The 13,977-nt window shown below is 72.4% G+C and carries 14 protein-coding genes; 8 read left to right on the forward strand and 6 right to left on the reverse strand.

Going from position 1 to position 13,977, the window contains the following annotated elements:
* Window positions 1-131: 131 nt before the first annotated feature.
* From IE265_RS02345 to IE265_RS02355, 3 genes are all read right to left on the reverse strand, one after another.
* Window positions 132-1,274 carry an RNA polymerase sigma factor SigF gene (locus tag IE265_RS02345; protein ID WP_190033565.1) on the reverse strand — a complete coding sequence of 381 codons (1,143 nt, stop codon included), beginning with the start codon at window positions 1,272-1,274 and terminating at the stop codon, window positions 132-134.
* Window positions 1,271-1,684, reverse strand: coding sequence for an ATP-binding protein (locus IE265_RS02350; RefSeq protein WP_033320057.1), 414 nt, complete (start codon window positions 1,682-1,684; stop codon window positions 1,271-1,273). Before IE265_RS02350 ends, IE265_RS02345 begins: the two co-directional genes overlap by 4 nt.
* A 251-nt stretch (window positions 1,685-1,935) precedes the next feature.
* On the reverse strand, window positions 1,936-2,196 hold the full coding sequence (locus IE265_RS02355; protein ID WP_190033566.1) for a UBP-type zinc finger domain-containing protein: 261 nt from the start codon (window positions 2,194-2,196) through the stop codon (window positions 1,936-1,938).
* A 61-nt stretch (window positions 2,197-2,257) separates the two neighbouring features.
* Between IE265_RS02355 and IE265_RS02360 the strand changes: the two genes are divergently transcribed.
* Entirely contained in the window at window positions 2,258-3,853 is a 1,596-nt protein-coding gene (locus IE265_RS02360; RefSeq protein ID WP_190033567.1) for a Na+/H+ antiporter, read from the forward strand.
* A gap of 30 nt (window positions 3,854-3,883) precedes the next feature.
* On the opposite strand, the gene IE265_RS02365 is transcribed toward IE265_RS02360, so the two are convergent.
* From IE265_RS02365 to IE265_RS02375, 3 genes are all read right to left on the reverse strand, one after another.
* Window positions 3,884-4,837 carry a 1-aminocyclopropane-1-carboxylate deaminase/D-cysteine desulfhydrase gene (locus IE265_RS02365; RefSeq protein WP_190033568.1) on the reverse strand — a complete coding sequence of 318 codons (954 nt, stop codon included), beginning with the start codon at window positions 4,835-4,837 and terminating at the stop codon, window positions 3,884-3,886.
* An 87-nt stretch (window positions 4,838-4,924) separates the two neighbouring features.
* Window positions 4,925-5,515 (reverse strand): N-acetylmuramoyl-L-alanine amidase, encoded by a 591-nt coding sequence (locus tag IE265_RS02370; RefSeq protein ID WP_190033569.1) that lies wholly within the window; start codon window positions 5,513-5,515, stop codon window positions 4,925-4,927.
* 283 nt (window positions 5,516-5,798) lie between these two features.
* Entirely contained in the window at window positions 5,799-6,032 is a 234-nt protein-coding gene (locus IE265_RS02375) for a hypothetical protein (RefSeq protein ID WP_190033750.1), read from the reverse strand.
* A 356-nt stretch (window positions 6,033-6,388) separates the two neighbouring features.
* Here IE265_RS02375 and IE265_RS02380 point away from each other — a divergent pair, with 356 nt between their 5' ends.
* From IE265_RS02380 to IE265_RS02410, 7 genes are all read left to right on the forward strand, one after another.
* Window positions 6,389-7,795 carry a family 2B encapsulin nanocompartment shell protein gene (locus tag IE265_RS02380; RefSeq protein ID WP_190033570.1) on the forward strand — a complete coding sequence of 469 codons (1,407 nt, stop codon included), beginning with the start codon at window positions 6,389-6,391 and terminating at the stop codon, window positions 7,793-7,795.
* Between the two features lie 121 nt (window positions 7,796-7,916).
* Window positions 7,917-9,044 carry a family 2 encapsulin nanocompartment cargo protein polyprenyl transferase gene (locus IE265_RS02385; RefSeq protein ID WP_190033571.1) on the forward strand — a complete coding sequence of 376 codons (1,128 nt, stop codon included), beginning with the start codon at window positions 7,917-7,919 and terminating at the stop codon, window positions 9,042-9,044.
* A 938-nt stretch (window positions 9,045-9,982) separates the two neighbouring features.
* Window positions 9,983-10,591, forward strand: coding sequence for a GNAT family N-acetyltransferase (locus tag IE265_RS02390; RefSeq protein WP_190033572.1), 609 nt, complete (start codon window positions 9,983-9,985; stop codon window positions 10,589-10,591).
* 492 nt (window positions 10,592-11,083) lie between these two features.
* Window positions 11,084-11,671 carry a dihydrofolate reductase family protein gene (locus IE265_RS02395; protein WP_190033573.1) on the forward strand — a complete coding sequence of 196 codons (588 nt, stop codon included), beginning with the start codon at window positions 11,084-11,086 and terminating at the stop codon, window positions 11,669-11,671.
* A gap of 151 nt (window positions 11,672-11,822) precedes the next feature.
* The gene (locus IE265_RS02400) at window positions 11,823-12,083 is read left to right on the forward strand and encodes a hypothetical protein (protein WP_190033574.1); all 261 of its coding nucleotides are present in this window, start codon (window positions 11,823-11,825) and stop codon (window positions 12,081-12,083) included.
* Window positions 12,084-12,263: 180 nt separating this feature from the next.
* Entirely contained in the window at window positions 12,264-12,683 is a 420-nt protein-coding gene (locus tag IE265_RS02405; protein ID WP_190033575.1) for a YciI family protein, read from the forward strand.
* Window positions 12,684-12,745: 62 nt separating this feature from the next.
* Window positions 12,746-13,951 carry an RNA polymerase sigma factor gene (locus IE265_RS02410; RefSeq protein ID WP_229915972.1) on the forward strand — a complete coding sequence of 402 codons (1,206 nt, stop codon included), beginning with the start codon at window positions 12,746-12,748 and terminating at the stop codon, window positions 13,949-13,951.
* Window positions 13,952-13,977 lie beyond the last annotated feature (26 nt).

Raw genomic sequence — 13,977 nt, forward strand, 5'->3', positions numbered from 1 at the left:
GGACGGAGAACGGTTGCCGCCGGGCTGTCCGCCCGGAGCGCCGGCCGTCGTTCCCGACGGGTCGTGCGGCGGCTTCCGCGCCCCTGACGGGGCGCGGTCCCGCGTGCCGCGGCCATGGGCCACGGGCGGTGCTACTCCTCGACGAGGAGCTTCTCGCGGAGCTGGGCCAGCGTGCGCGCCAGCAGTCGGGAGACGTGCATCTGGGAGATGCCGACCTCCTGCGCGATCTGCGACTGGGTCATGTTGGCGAAGAAGCGCAGGAGCAGGATCCGCTTCTCGCGGGGCGGCAGGTCCTCCAGGAGCGGCTTCAGGGACTCGCGGTACTCGACTCCCTCCAGGGCCTCGTCCTCGGAGCCCAGCGTGTCCGCGACCGCCGGGGACTCGTCGTCCGTGTCGGGGACGTCGAGGGAGAGCGTGGAGTACGCGTTCGCCGACTCCAGGCCCTCCAGGACCTCCTCCTCCGAGATGGCCAGCTTCTCGGCCAGCTCGTGCACGGTGGGGGAGCGGCCGTGCTGCTGCGAGAGCTCCGCGGTCGCCGTGGTCAGGGCGAGCCGCAGTTCCTGGAGCCGGCGCGGCACCCGGACCGCCCAGCCCTTGTCGCGGAAGTGGCGCTTGATCTCGCCGACCACCGTCGGAGTCGCGTACGTCGAGAACTCGACGCCGCGCTCCGGGTCGAAGCGGTCCACCGACTTGATCAGGCCGATGGTGGCGACCTGCGTGAGGTCGTCCAGCGGCTCGCCGCGGTTGCGGAAACGGCGCGCGAGGTGCTCGACGAGCGGCAGATGCATGCGGACGAGCTGGTTGCGCAGCTCCGCGTACTCCGGGCTGCCGTCCTTCATCTCGCGCAGCTCGATGAACTTCGCCCGCGCCCCGCTGCGGTCGTGGGGGTTGTGGTGTGCGCCCGACGCGTCGTTGTCGGCATTTCGCTCGTGCTCGTGCTGCTCGCTCATGATCCCGCCCGTCACGCGCCGCCGCCCTTCCGAGGACGCTCCCCCAGACTCCGTCCGGGGGGACCCCCACTGCGCGGCAACGTCTGGATCCTGTCGCCCGTCACTGCCGGAGAGCGCTTCGCGCTCGTCCTTGCCGATCGGGTCCCCCCGGGACGCCTGGGCCGCCGAGGAGTGGTTCTCCGGGTGCGGTCTGGCCTGCTGCTCGGGAATGCCGTCGACACCCTCCGACAGGCGCCGCGGCCCGCCGGGGCCGACCGCGCCCTCGGCGGGAGGCTCCCGTGTGCCGCGCTCTTCGTCCCGCACCGGCCCGTCCCCGTTCCTCACGCCGGCCCGGGTCCCGCGCCGCGCTGTTTGTAGAGGCTGATCGAAACGGTTTTGTCGTCGGCCACGGAGGAGGAGACCTTGCCCGCCAGGGCCGACAGCACGGTCCAGGCGAAGGTGTCCCGCGAAGGGGCGTGGCCGTCCGTGGTGGGGGCCGAGACCGTCACCTCGAGCGAGTCGTCGATCAGACGGAAGACACAGCTGAGCACGGAGCCCGGCACCGCCTGTTGCAACAGGATCGCGCACGCCTCGTCCACGGCGATGCGCAAGTCCTCGATCTCGTCGAGGGTGAAGTCCAAACGCGCCGCGAGGCCGGCCGTGGCCGTGCGCAGCACCGACAGGTAGGCACCCGCAGCCGGCAGCCGGACTTCCACGAAGTCCTGGGTCGCGGGCTCGCCTGCGATCTGGGACACCCTCACCTCCAAGGTGGTACAAGCTGTTTCGGGGTCCGAGGGTCTCCCCCCGGGTTAACGCGCAACGTGGTTCAGCGGTGACGCTACCGCGCTCTCAGGTTTCCTGTCCCCGGGACCCCAACCCCTTGCTGTCACTCATAGTAAACCTGCGTATACGCACAGTGGCTAGGGGTCTGCGGGCCCAATTGGGAAGAGCGCGCGCCGGGTTGACGTACCCAGACGTCAGACGGTCGAACCGTCCGGATCCGGCGTCACACGAGTACATGGTCGACGAAGCACCAGCGCCAGCTCTCGCCCGGCTCGAAGGTGCGCATGATCGGATGCCCCGTCTCCTCGAAGTGCTCCGTTCCGTGCCGCAGCGGCGACGAGTCGCAGCAGCCCACGTGACCGCAGCCCAGGCAGAGGCGCAGGTGCACGGGGTTCGTGCCCGCGGCCAGGCACTCGAGACAGGTGTCACTACGAGGCGCCGGTTCGGGCTGTGGCAGCGCGTCGGCGTGCGTGCACTGTTTCATGATTGCCAGATTACGTCGGGCGTGCGGGAATCCGCGCAGAAACGAAGGCGGGCCGAAGTCGATGCATGAGATGCCCCTCCTCCTGCTGATCGCGGGCAGTGTCGTGGTCGCCGGGCTGGCCCGGCGCACCCCCGTGCCCGCGCCGCTGCTGGTGGTCACGGCGGGTCTGGCCGTCTCCTACCTGCCCGGGGTGCCCGACTACACGCTCGACCCCCATGTGGTGCTGCCGCTCCTGTTGCCCCCGCTGCTGTACACGGCGGCCACGGACAGCTCCTACCTCGACCTGCGCGCGCAGTTCCGGCCCGTCGCGCTGCTGTCGGTCGGCTACGTGCTCTTCGCGACGCTCGTCGTCGGCTGGGCCGCCTATCTGATCGTGCCCGACCTGTCGCTCACGGCGGCGCTGGTCCTCGGGGCGGTCGTAGCGCCGCCGGACGCCGTGGCGGCCACCGCCGTGGCCCGCCGGGTCGGCCTGCCCTCGCGGCTCACGACGATTCTGCAGGGCGAGTCGCTGGTGAACGACGCCACCGCCATCACCGCCTTCAAGGTGGCGCTCGCCGCGGCCGTGGGCGAGGGGGCCACCTGGGCCGGGGGAATCACGGAGTTCCTGGTGGCGGCCCTCGGCGGCATCGGGATCGGGCTCGTCCTGATGGTGCCGATCCACTGGCTGCGCACCCATCTGAGGGAGCCGCTGCTGCAGAACTCCCTGTCGTTGCTGATCCCGTTCTTCGCGTACGCCGTCGCCGAACAGGTGCACGCCTCCGGAGTGCTCGCCGTGGTCGTCGTCGCGCTCTACCTGGGGCACCGCAACTGGGAGGTCGACTTCGCCACGCGGCTCCAGGAGGAGGCGGTGTGGAAGATGGTCGCGTTCATCCTGGAGGCGTCGGTGTTCGCGCTGATCGGGCTCCAACTGCCGGTCGTCCTCAAGGGCCTCGGGGACTACGAGGGGACGGAGGCGGCCGTGTACGCGTTCACCCTCTTCGTCGTGGTCGTCGCGGCCCGCTTCGTCTGGGTCTACCCCGCGACCTTCCTGCCGCGGATGCTGTCCCGGCGGATCAGGGAACGCGAGGACAACCCCACCTGGAAGGCGCCCTTCATCATCGGCTGGGCGGGGATGCGGGGCGTGGTGTCGCTCGCCATCGCCTTCTCGATCCCGCTCGCCATGGACGACGGCGAGGACTTCCCCGGCCGCAACATGATCCTCTTCCTGACCTTCACGACGGTGATCGGGACGCTGGTCGTGCAGGGGCTGACGCTGCCCCCGCTGATCCACATGCTGAAGCTGCCAGGGCGCGACGCGCAGGCCGAGACGCTCGCCGAGGCGAACGCCCAGGCCCAGGCGTCCCAGGTGGCCGAGCAGCGGCTCGACGAACTGCTCGCGGACGAGCGCAACGCCCTGCCCGCCCCGCTCGGCGACCGGCTCCGCTCCGTGCTGGAGCGGCGCCGCAACGCCGTGTGGGAGCGGCTCGGCACGGCGAACCCGGTGACGGGGGAGTCCGTCGACGACACGTACCGGCGGCTGTCCCGCGAGATGATCAGCGCCGAACGGGAGATGTTCGTGAGGCTCAGGGACGGGCGCTACATCGACGACGAGATGCTGCGGAGCCTGCTGCGCAGGCTGGACCTGGAGGAGGCGGCCGCGTTCCGGGAGGCCGGATGAACCGGGGCGACGCGCAGCGCGCGCCGCGGATCAGGGTGCGGGCGCCGGGAAGGGGCTTCCGGTGACGACCGCGGCGACCGCGGTCCCCCGCTCGAAGGCGCCCTCGTCCGCCAGGACGACAAGTCCGTACAGCAACTTGGCGACATAGAGGCGCTCGACCGGCAGGCCGTGGCGCTGCTCGAAGTCGGCCGCGAACGCGTCGAGTCCGGGCGTCGTACGGGCGTAGCCGCCGAAGTGGAAGCGGTCGTCGAGCCACCAGTCGCCCCGGGGGCCGCCGAACGCCGCGTCCTGGAGGGCTCGTACCTCGGCGCCGAGGAAGCCGCCCCTGAGGACGGGTACGCCGAGAGCGCGCCCGCCCGGTCCGAGGCCCGCGGCGAGGCCCGCGAGCGTGCCGCCCGTGCCGCAGGCGACCGCTGCGACACCGACACCGCCGTGCCCGGCCAGCTCCTCGCCGAGGGCCGCGCAGCCCCGTACGGCGAGGGAGTTGCTGCCGCCCTCGGGCACCACGTACGCGTCCGCGGCGCCGGCCGAGGCGAGCAGGGCGGCGAGGGTGTCCGGCTCGCCCTTGCGGCGGTACGTCGACCGGTCGACGAAGTGGAGCCGCATGCCGTCGGCCGCGCACCGGGCCAGTGAGGGGTTGAGCGGTCGGTCGGCCAGCTCCTGTCCGCGGACCACACCGACGGTGGGCAGGCCGAGGAGCCGGCCCGCGGACGCGGTGGCCCGCAGGTGGTTGGAGTACGCGCCGCCGAAGGTGAGGACCGTGCGGCCCTCGGCGGCCCGCAGGTTGGGGGCCAGCTTGCGCCACTTGTTACCGACCAGGTCCGGGTGGATCAGGTCGTCCCGCTTGAGCAGCAGACGGAGCCCGCGCCGGGCGAAACGCTCGTCCGCGACCTCCAGCAGCGGTGACGGCAGGCGCGGCCGCAGGCTGCCGAGGACCGGTGCTTCCGGTGTGTCGTGGCTGGTCACGCGACCATTCTCGGACATGCGTCCGGGAGCCGCGCGAGGCCGGGGCGGACGGACCCGCGGTGGCGCACGCCGAGACCGGCTCCGCGGTCGCCACCGCGGGAGCCGTCACTTCAGGCGGTCGCGGATGCGCCCGCGCATCGCGGCCATCGTGAAGCCGCGCGGGTCGATCTTGCCCGGCTGCCATTCGAGGTGGCCGATCACCGAGCGCTCCGTCCAGCCGTGGTGACGGCAGATGGCCGCCGCGGCCCGCTCGATGGCCTCCAGCTGGGCCCCGGGCCAGGGGTCGTCGCCGTCGCCGAGGTTCTCGCACTCGAAGCCGTAGAAATGGCGGTTGCCGTCGGTGTTCGCCTCGTTGTCCGGAGGGAGCGCCTTCTCCGCGATGACCGCCCGCAGCACCTCGTCGTCGCCGAGGCCCGCGTGGTTCGCCCGTCCGTGGCCGACGAGATGCACCCGGCCGTCCTTGGTGATGACGCCGTGGCACAGCGGACCGGGCAGCCCGCTGTAGCCGTCGCGGCAGAGCTCGACCGTGCGCGCGCTGCCCGACGTCACCGTGTGGTGGATCATCACGCCGTGGACCGGGCCCCACGGGCCCTTGTGGTTGCGGTTGTGGTGCTCCCAGTCGCCGACCTCGACGACGGTGAGCCCCTCCGACCTGAGTCGGCTCAGGATGCTGCTCGCGGACATGGGTGGGGCCATGACCGCCTCCTCACACGTGCCGCGACGGCTGCCGGTCGCAGTCGCCTCGTACCGCTGCATGTACCCGAACTCCCGGGCGGAGATCACCTCTTCGCACGGTGTGCGAGCCGATCCGGTCAGCGGCACGGGACGAAGGCGGGGCGGTGCGACGCCCGTACGGCGATCCCGGCCGGGCGCGACGGGCACTGGAGGCACCCGCGAACGCCATCGGTGGCATCAGCGCCATGACTGCCACGGGCGCCCGCGGCGCCGCGGGCGGGCCGCACGCGTGTGGGCGGGTGCGTCAGGCGCGCAGGAAGCCGTCGCCGTGCGTCGCGATGTGGCTCTCCAGCGCCTGGAGGGCCTGCTGCGTCGCCTGGGGCGAACCGCTGCCGCGCCGCTCCGCGTAATAGGCCGCGCCGAGGCTCTTCAGGAGATCGCCGCCCGCCCGCTGCGCCTGAACGTCGTCGAGCTTCTGCTTGCCCTGTGTGAGGCCGCGCTGTGCTTGTTCTTTGGCGCGATCCAGAAAGCCTGCCATTGCAATCCCCTCGTCGTGGTCCGTCTCGACTGTTGAACGAGCGACCGGATCTTGGAGTTCCCGTTCGGTCACGTTCGGTATCGGTCGGGCGGGCCGCGAGCGCTGGTTCGTCGCTGTTCGTCCCCGTTTCGCACCTTGTCCGTCCGGAGGCGGTGGCGGGGCACCCGGGGCGTGAGGGGTCGCCGGGGCCGTCAGAGGCGCGCGAAGCCCGCCGGCGGGGGTCCGGAAGGCCGGAAAAGGCTCTCCATGCCCCGGATGTCGAAGATCCATTCCCGCTCTTTCGTGTAATAGCACGAGCACGTTCCGTGATGGAGGCTTGTCGTCGCAGCTCAATGCACGATGGGGAGGACGTTTTCATGTCGGTAGGCGAAGAGATCCGCGCGGACCAGGATCAGCCGCAGAAGAGTCTCGGCACATCCGCGGCGCGGAACCTGGCCACCACCACCAAGTCGGCACCGCAGATGCAGGAGATCAGCTCGCGCTGGCTGCTGCGCATGCTGCCGTGGGTGAATGTGCAGGGCGGCACGTACCGGGTGAACCGCAGGCTCAGCTACTCAGTGGGAGACGGCCGGGTCACCTTCGTGAAGACCGGGGACCGCGTCCAGGTCATCCCGGCGGAGCTCGGCGAACTGCCGGCGCTGCGAACCTACGAGGACCAGGAGGTCCTCGGTGAGCTGGCCCAGCGCTGCCAGCAGAGGGAGTTCGCCCCGGGCGAGGTGCTCGCCTCGTTCGGCAGCCAGGCCGAAGAGGTCTACCTGCTGGCCCACGGCAGGATCGAGAAGATCGGCACGGGTCCGTACGGGGACGACGCAGTCCTCGGAGTCCTCGCCGACGGCGCCTACTTCGGCGAGCAGGCGATCACCGACCCCGAGGCCATCTGGGAGTACACGGCCCGCGCCGTCACGGCCTGCACGGTGCTCGCGCTGCCGCGCCGGGACATCGACCAGGTCGCGGAGCGGTCGGAGTCCCTGCACGAGCACCTCCAGCAGCTCCGGGCGATCCCCGAGCAGCGCACCAACAAGTTCGGCGAGAAGGAGATCGACCTCGCCGCCGGCCACACCGGCGAGCAGGCCATCCCGGGGACCTACGTCGACTACGACGCGGCACCCCGGGAGTACGAACTGAGCGTCGCCCAGACCGTGCTGCGCATCCACACCCGCGTGGCCGACCTCTACAACCAGCCGATGAACCAGACCGAGCAGCAATTGCGGCTCACCGTAGAGGCATTGAAGGAGCGCCAGGAGCACGAACTGGTCAACAACCGGGAGTTCGGACTGCTCCACAACTGCGAGTACGACCAGCGGCTCCAGCCGCACGACGGCGTGCCGAGCCCCGACGACCTCGACGAACTGCTCAGCAGGCGGCGCGGCACCAAGCTGCTGCTCGCCCACCCGAGGGCCGTCTCCGCGATCGGCCGCGAGCTCAACAAGCGAGGGCTCGTCCCAGAGACCATCGACGTGGGCGGCAACCGCATCCCCACCTGGCGCGGGGTGCCGATCTTCCCGTGCAACAAGATCCCGGTCACCGAGGCCAGGACGACCTCGATCATCGCGATGCGTACGGGCGAGGCCGAGCAGGGCGTCGTCGGACTCCAGCAGGCGGGCATCCCGGACGAGATCGAGCCCAGCCTGTCCGTGCGGTTCATGGGCATCAGCGAGCAGGCGATCATGTCCTACCTCGTGACGACGTACTACTCGGCCGCGGTCCTGGTGCCCGACGCGCTGGGAGTCCTGGAGAACGTCGAGATCGGCCGATGGCGGTGACATCCCGCGCACCGCGTGCGGTGTGCCCGCCCCGCGCCGAGGCCGGCCCGGGAGGCCGCGACCGCGGTGGCGCGACCGACGTAGGACGCGCACACCTCGTCCCGGATCGACGGGTGGCCCCATGACGGAGACGCGACAGAGCCCGCTGTCTGCCGTCACCGGCCAGGGGCGGGGCGGGCACCGGGTGCCGGACGGGCGGCACGGTCCACCCGACGGGTGGCAGTGCCCCCCGGACGGGCAGGAGGCGGCGGCGATCCTGGACGGGGCGAGAACGACCGTCGACCCCGAACTGCGCCGGGCCGTCGAGTCGTTGCCCGGTTCGATGCGAAGGGTCGCGCTCTACCACTTCGGATGGGAGCACGCGGACGGCACTCCGGCTGCGGGGAACGCGGGCAAGGCCGTCCGGCCCGCGCTCGTCCTGGCCGCGGTGCGCGCGTTGGGCGGCCGGGAGGCCTCGGCCGCCCGGGTGGCGGCGGCCGTGGAGCTGGTGCACAACTTCACGCTGCTCCACGACGACGTGATGGACCGGGACACCACCCGCAGGCACCGGCCGACCGCATGGGCCGTGTTCGGTGACGCCGCCGCCGTCCTCGCCGGGGACTCGCTCCAGGCGCTGGCCCACCGGCTGCTCGCCGACGACCCGCATCCGGCGGCCCCGGCCGCCGCCGCGCGGCTGGCCGCCTGCGTCGTCGAGCTGTGCGAGGGGCAGCACGTGGACACCGCGTTGGAGAGCCGGGGCCCCGAGGACGTGACCCTCGACGAGGTGCTCACGATGGCCGAGGCCAAGACGGGGGCACTGCTGGGCTGCGCGTGCGCGATCGGAGGGCTGTACGCGGGCGCCGGTGCGGAGGACGTCGACGCGCTCGACGCGTTCGGCCGGGAGGCAGGGCTCGCCTTCCAGCTCATCGACGACGTGATCGGCATCTGGGGGGACCCGGGACGTACCGGCAAGCCGGCCGGGGCGGACCTCATGGCCCGCAAGAAGTCCCTCCCCGTGGTCGCCGCGCTCACCTCCGGCACCCCGGCGGCGGCCGAACTCGCCGAGCTGTACCGGCTTCCGTACCGCGACGGCGACCTGGAGGCCACGGTCCTCGCCGTCGAGCGGGCGGGCGGGCGTGACTGGGCCCAGGTCCAGGCGGCCGACCGGATGGCCAGAGCCCTGCACCACTTGTCGCGCGCGGTCCCGGACCCGGAAGCGGCGGGAGGTCTGCTGTCGCTCGCCGAGTTCGTGACGCGGCGCACGACGTGAACGCGTGAGCGGAGACGGGACACGGAGGAGCACCGGGAACACGGAGGAGGAGCACCGGGAGCAGCTAAGGCCGGGAGCGGAGAAGGGAGAGCACGGCTCGGGGGAGCGGTGAAGGGGGAGCGCGCTCGGGGGAGCGGTGGATGAGGAGACGGCCGGGGGAGCGGAGAGGGAGGGAGCGGAGAAGGGAGAGCACGGCTCGGGGGAAGCGGCAGGGGCGGCCGGGGTGGCGCGGGGGACGGACCGGCCGGGAGTGGTGAAGAGACGGAACGGGCGCGGCCCGGGAGCGGCCGAGGAGGAGTGCACGGGGAGCGGTGGGGGCCGGCGGAAGGAGTGCTGCGAGCAGGGCGAAGGCAGGTGGGTGAGGGAGAGGGGGCCGGCCGGGACGGGAGGAGGGGGCGGAGGGGCGCGATCACGAGGGACACGTGAAGGAGGAGTGAAAGGGTGGGACGAATGCAGCGATCGGCCGGTCGACGCAGTGCGGTGCCCGCGGGGACGAGGCAGCCTGAGCTGTGCGGCGTCGGAGGCGTGAGGCGCGAAAGGCGTGAGGCGGCTCCGGCGGGAAGGAGCCGAGCGCGCAGGTGACCGCCTCGCGGTGAACGGTTCGGCGTTGCGGCGGCCGAGGGTGCCCGGAGCCGAGGGGACCCTGCCGCGGCGCGGTGTACCGGGGTCGCCCGGCGATGCCACCCCGCGGTGCCACGTGCGGTGCCTCGTCCGGGACACCGCATCCGGCGGGACGGTTCCAGCGGCCGTGCCGCCCCGGAGGCACCGGAGCCCACTTCGTCGTGCGGTACCTGACGGCGCGGCCTGGCGAAGAGGTTCCGGTTACGGCGGGCCCCGCACATCCCCACGGTGTGCGGGGCCCGTCGCCCTGCCCAGAAGTGATCGCCTAGGCTGCAACGGCCGAACAGGCATGCGTAGTTGAGGCGAAGGGGCGGGGCATGGGAGTGGCGATCCGAAGAGCGGGCGAGGCCGATCGGGAGGCCGTGACACGGCTTCTCGACGAGGCGTTCCAGAACGACCCGGTGAGCAGCTGGGTCTTTCCCGACGCGGAGCACCGGCGGCGGACCCACCCCCTGCTGATGGGGGCCTTCCTCGATCTGGTGATGGACGAGGGCTATGTGGACCTCGCCGAGGACGGTTCGGCCTGTGCGCTGTGGCTCTCCGTACCGGCCGAGGGGCACGAGGGGGACGGCGCCGGGGGCGGCGACGACGGCCCGGCCCTGATACGGGAGGCCGTCGACCCGGGCAACCCGAGGGTCGAGCAGATCGCGCGGCTGACGGCCGAGATCCACCCGCAGGGCAGGGCCCACGAATACCTGTGGATGATCGCCGTGGCCCCCGGCCGGCAGTGCGAGGGCCTCGGCACGGCGCTCATCGAGCACGTGCTCGACCGCTGCGACCGCGAGGAGCTGTCGGCGTACCTGGAGGCGAGCAGCGCCCGCAGTCGCGACCTGTACGAGCGGCTCGGCTTCGCCCCCGTCGACCAGCCGCTCGAACTTCCCTCCGGGCCCCTGATGTGGCCGATGTGGCGGAACCCCAGGGCGTAACCGGCGAACGCGTTGGGTCACCCGGTGGCAGCCCCGGCCGCCGCCGGGTGAGGCCGCGTCCCGCCTCGCCCCGCAGCACCCTTCAGCTCCCGGCGCCTCGACCCCCCAGCTCCCCCAGCTCCCCAGTTGCTCAGGTCTCCACCTGCCCAGCGCTTCGGTTTCCCGGCTGCTCGGCTCCTCTGTTCCTCCGCTCTCGCGTTCTCGCGTCCCCTCGGCCTCCCTCGTCCGGTGTTCTCTCCGGGCGCCCGCGCCTGCCGCCTCCCGGCTCCGCCCGCGCGCGCTCGCCTCCCGGCCTTCGCCCGAGGTCGACCGAGGCCCGGCCTTCGAAGCAGGGCATCCGCCCGGGCCTCCGCGCGCTGCGGACGCGGAACGCCGCCCTCCACCGCCGATCAGGGCGCCTTCCTGCCGTGCGTTCCGGCAATACCCTTGCAACCACTACAGGTGAAGCACTATGAATGGAGTGGTCAACGTAACCGACGGAAAGAGACCGGCTTGCGAAAGCTCACGTATTTCATCGCCTGCTCGATCGACGGCTTCATCGGCGACCCGAGCGGCGACGCACAGGCGATGTACCCCTTCGTGGACGAGGAGTTCCTCGCGTTCCTCAAGGAGGAGTATCCGGAGACGATTTCGACCCCCGGTCGCCGCGCGATGGGCCTCGACCACCTGCCGAACCGGAAGTACGACACGGTCGTCCAGGGGCGCGTCAGCTACGACATCGCCATGGAGATGGGCGTCACCAGCCCGTACGCCCATATGCGCGAGTACGTCGCCTCGCGCACCCTCGGCGAGTCGCCCGACCCGAACGTCACCGTCGTCTCCGAGGACCTGCTCGGCACCGTCCGGGCGCTCAAGGCGGAGGAGGGCAACGGGCTCGGCATCTACCTCTGCGGCGGCTCCGCGCTCGCGGGTGAGCTGATCGACGAGATCGACGAACTCGTGATCAAGACGTATCCCATCGTGCTGGGCTCCGGGATGCCGATGTTCGGCTCCGGGTTCGCCGTGGCCGAGTTCTCGCTCGGAGAGGTGCGCACGTTCAAGAACGGCGCGGTCGTACGGACGTACGACAGGAAACGCTGACCCCGCAGCCGCAGCCGCAGCCGCAGCCGCAGCCGCGCCGCCGGGCTGTGTCCCTGCCGGCTGCTGCGTCCCGGCGGGGCGCGGGGCGCCGGGCGTCGGCGTCGGGGCGGCTCGCCTGTCGGCGGTGCTCCTCCCGCCCTACCCTGGAGGCATGACCAGTGATGAATACGTTTGTCCGGTCTGCAAGCAGCCGGTGGAGACGGTCGTGCACCGGCACAAGACCCTCGGGGTCTTCGTGCCCGTCTGGGGCCGCGGCCCCTGCGTGAACACCGAGTGCGGCGAGTACCGGGGCCGGGCGGCGGAGGGGGTCGCGCCCCCCGGGGCGGAGGCCGGGCCCGCGCTCGCGGCGGAGCCCGGACCGCCGGACGTTGCGGGGCCGCCCTCGGCACCCGGCGCCGAGCCGTCGCCGTAGCCCCCTCGACCCATTCGCCGCAGCGGCCCCGTCGCCGTGGCCCCGTGACGGTCGGCGGCGTCGGCGGCGGTCGGGTCGCCGGAAGAACTTTCGCCAAGTGTGTAGAGAAGCGCGGGCCGGCTCCGACGTCTCCTGTGAGAGCCGCCCACCGAGGGCGGCCCAGGCCGAAGGAGCGGACTCATGAAGTACCTCGTGATGGTCCAGGGCACACAGGCGGACTACCGGGGCATGCGCGGTGAGGCCTCCGCGGACCGGCCCGTGTGGACGGAGCAGGAACTCCAGGCGATGTTCGCGTACATGGGCGCGATCAACGACGACCTCGCGGAGACCGGTGAACTGGTCGACGCGAACGGCCTCGCGGAGCCGGCGCAGACCCGGTTCGTCTCCGCGGACCAGGACGGCAAGCCGGTGATCACCGACGGCCCGTACGGCGAGACCAAGGAAGTGCTGGCCGGCTACTGGGTCCTCGACTGCGCCAGCCTGGAGCGGGTCACGGAGATCGCCGCACGGGTCGCCCGCTGCCCCGGGCCCGAAGGGCTGCAGGACCCCCCGGTCGTCATCCGCCCCATCGTGGACGGCGGCGGCGACTTGTGCGTGTGAGCCGTCCTGAGGGAGGCCCCCCGGGGCGCCCTCCGAGAGGGACGAGCGAGACCGAGGACCTGTTGCGCCGTCACGCGCCGCAGGTCCTCGGCGCGCTCGTGCGCCGGTACGGGCACTTCGACGCCGCCGAGGACGCCGTGCAGGAGGCCCTACTCGCGGCGGCCGGGCAGTGGCCCGGGTCCGGCATCCCCGAGAATCCGCGAGGCTGGCTGATCAGGGTCGCCTCGCGGCGGCTGACCGACGCGCTGCGCAGCGAGGGGGCCCGGCGGCTGCGCGAGGAACGGGCCGCGGCGCTCGTCCCGCGGGACGCGTACACGGCGCCGCCGCCCGGCGCCGACCGGGCCCCGTCCGAGGACGACACGCTCACGCTGCTCTTCCTGTGCTGCCACCCCGACCTGAGCCCGCCCGCGCGCGTCGCGCTGACCCTGCGGGCCGTCGGCGGTCTCACGACCGCTGAGATCGCGCGGGCGCACCTGGTGCCCGAGGCGACCATGGCGCAGCGGATCAGCCGGGCCAAGCGGAAGGTGCGGGGGGCGGACTTCGGGCGCCCGGCCAATTGGCAGGAGCGGCTGCCCGCGGTCCTGCACGTGCTCTACCTGACCTTCAACGAGGGGTACACGGCGACCTCGGGGACCTCGCTCCAGCGGGCCGAACTCGCGCGGGAGGCAATCCGGTTGACGCGTACGACACACCGGCTGCTGCCCGACGACTGCGAGGTGGCCGGGCTGCTGGCGCTGATGCTCCTCACCGACGCCCGCCGCGACGCGCGCACGGGAGCGGACGGCGACCTGGTCCCCCTCGACGAGCAGGACCGCGAGCGCTGGGACCGGGCGGCGATCGAGGAGGGCGTGGCCCTGGTGACGGGGGCCCTCGCGCGACGCCGGCCGGGGCCCTACCAGGTGCGGGCCGCCATCGCCGCAGTGCACGACGAGGCGGCCTCGGCCGACGACACCGACTGGCACGAGATCCTCGGCCTCTACGACGTCCTGGTCCGCCTCGTTCCCGGCCCGGTCGAGCGGCTCAACCGCGCGGTGGCCGTCGCGATGGCGCACGGCCCACGGGCGGGGCTCGCGGAACTGGACGCACTGGAAGCCGAGTCGGCCGAGTTGGCCGCGAACCACCGCCTCGACGCGGTCCGGGCGCATCTGCTGGAACGCGCCGGTGACACCGAGGCGGCCCGAGCGGCATACGAGTCGGCGGCCGGCAGGACCCTCAGCCTTCCGGAGCAGCGCTATCTGCGGTCCCGCGCGGCTCGTCTGGGTGGGTGATCCCCGCACGCCGTAGCGTGGAGGCC

Origin of the sequence: Streptomyces fructofermentans (assembly GCF_014651055.1) — a bacterium.
Classification (GTDB): domain Bacteria; phylum Actinomycetota; class Actinomycetes; order Streptomycetales; family Streptomycetaceae; genus Streptomyces; species Streptomyces fructofermentans.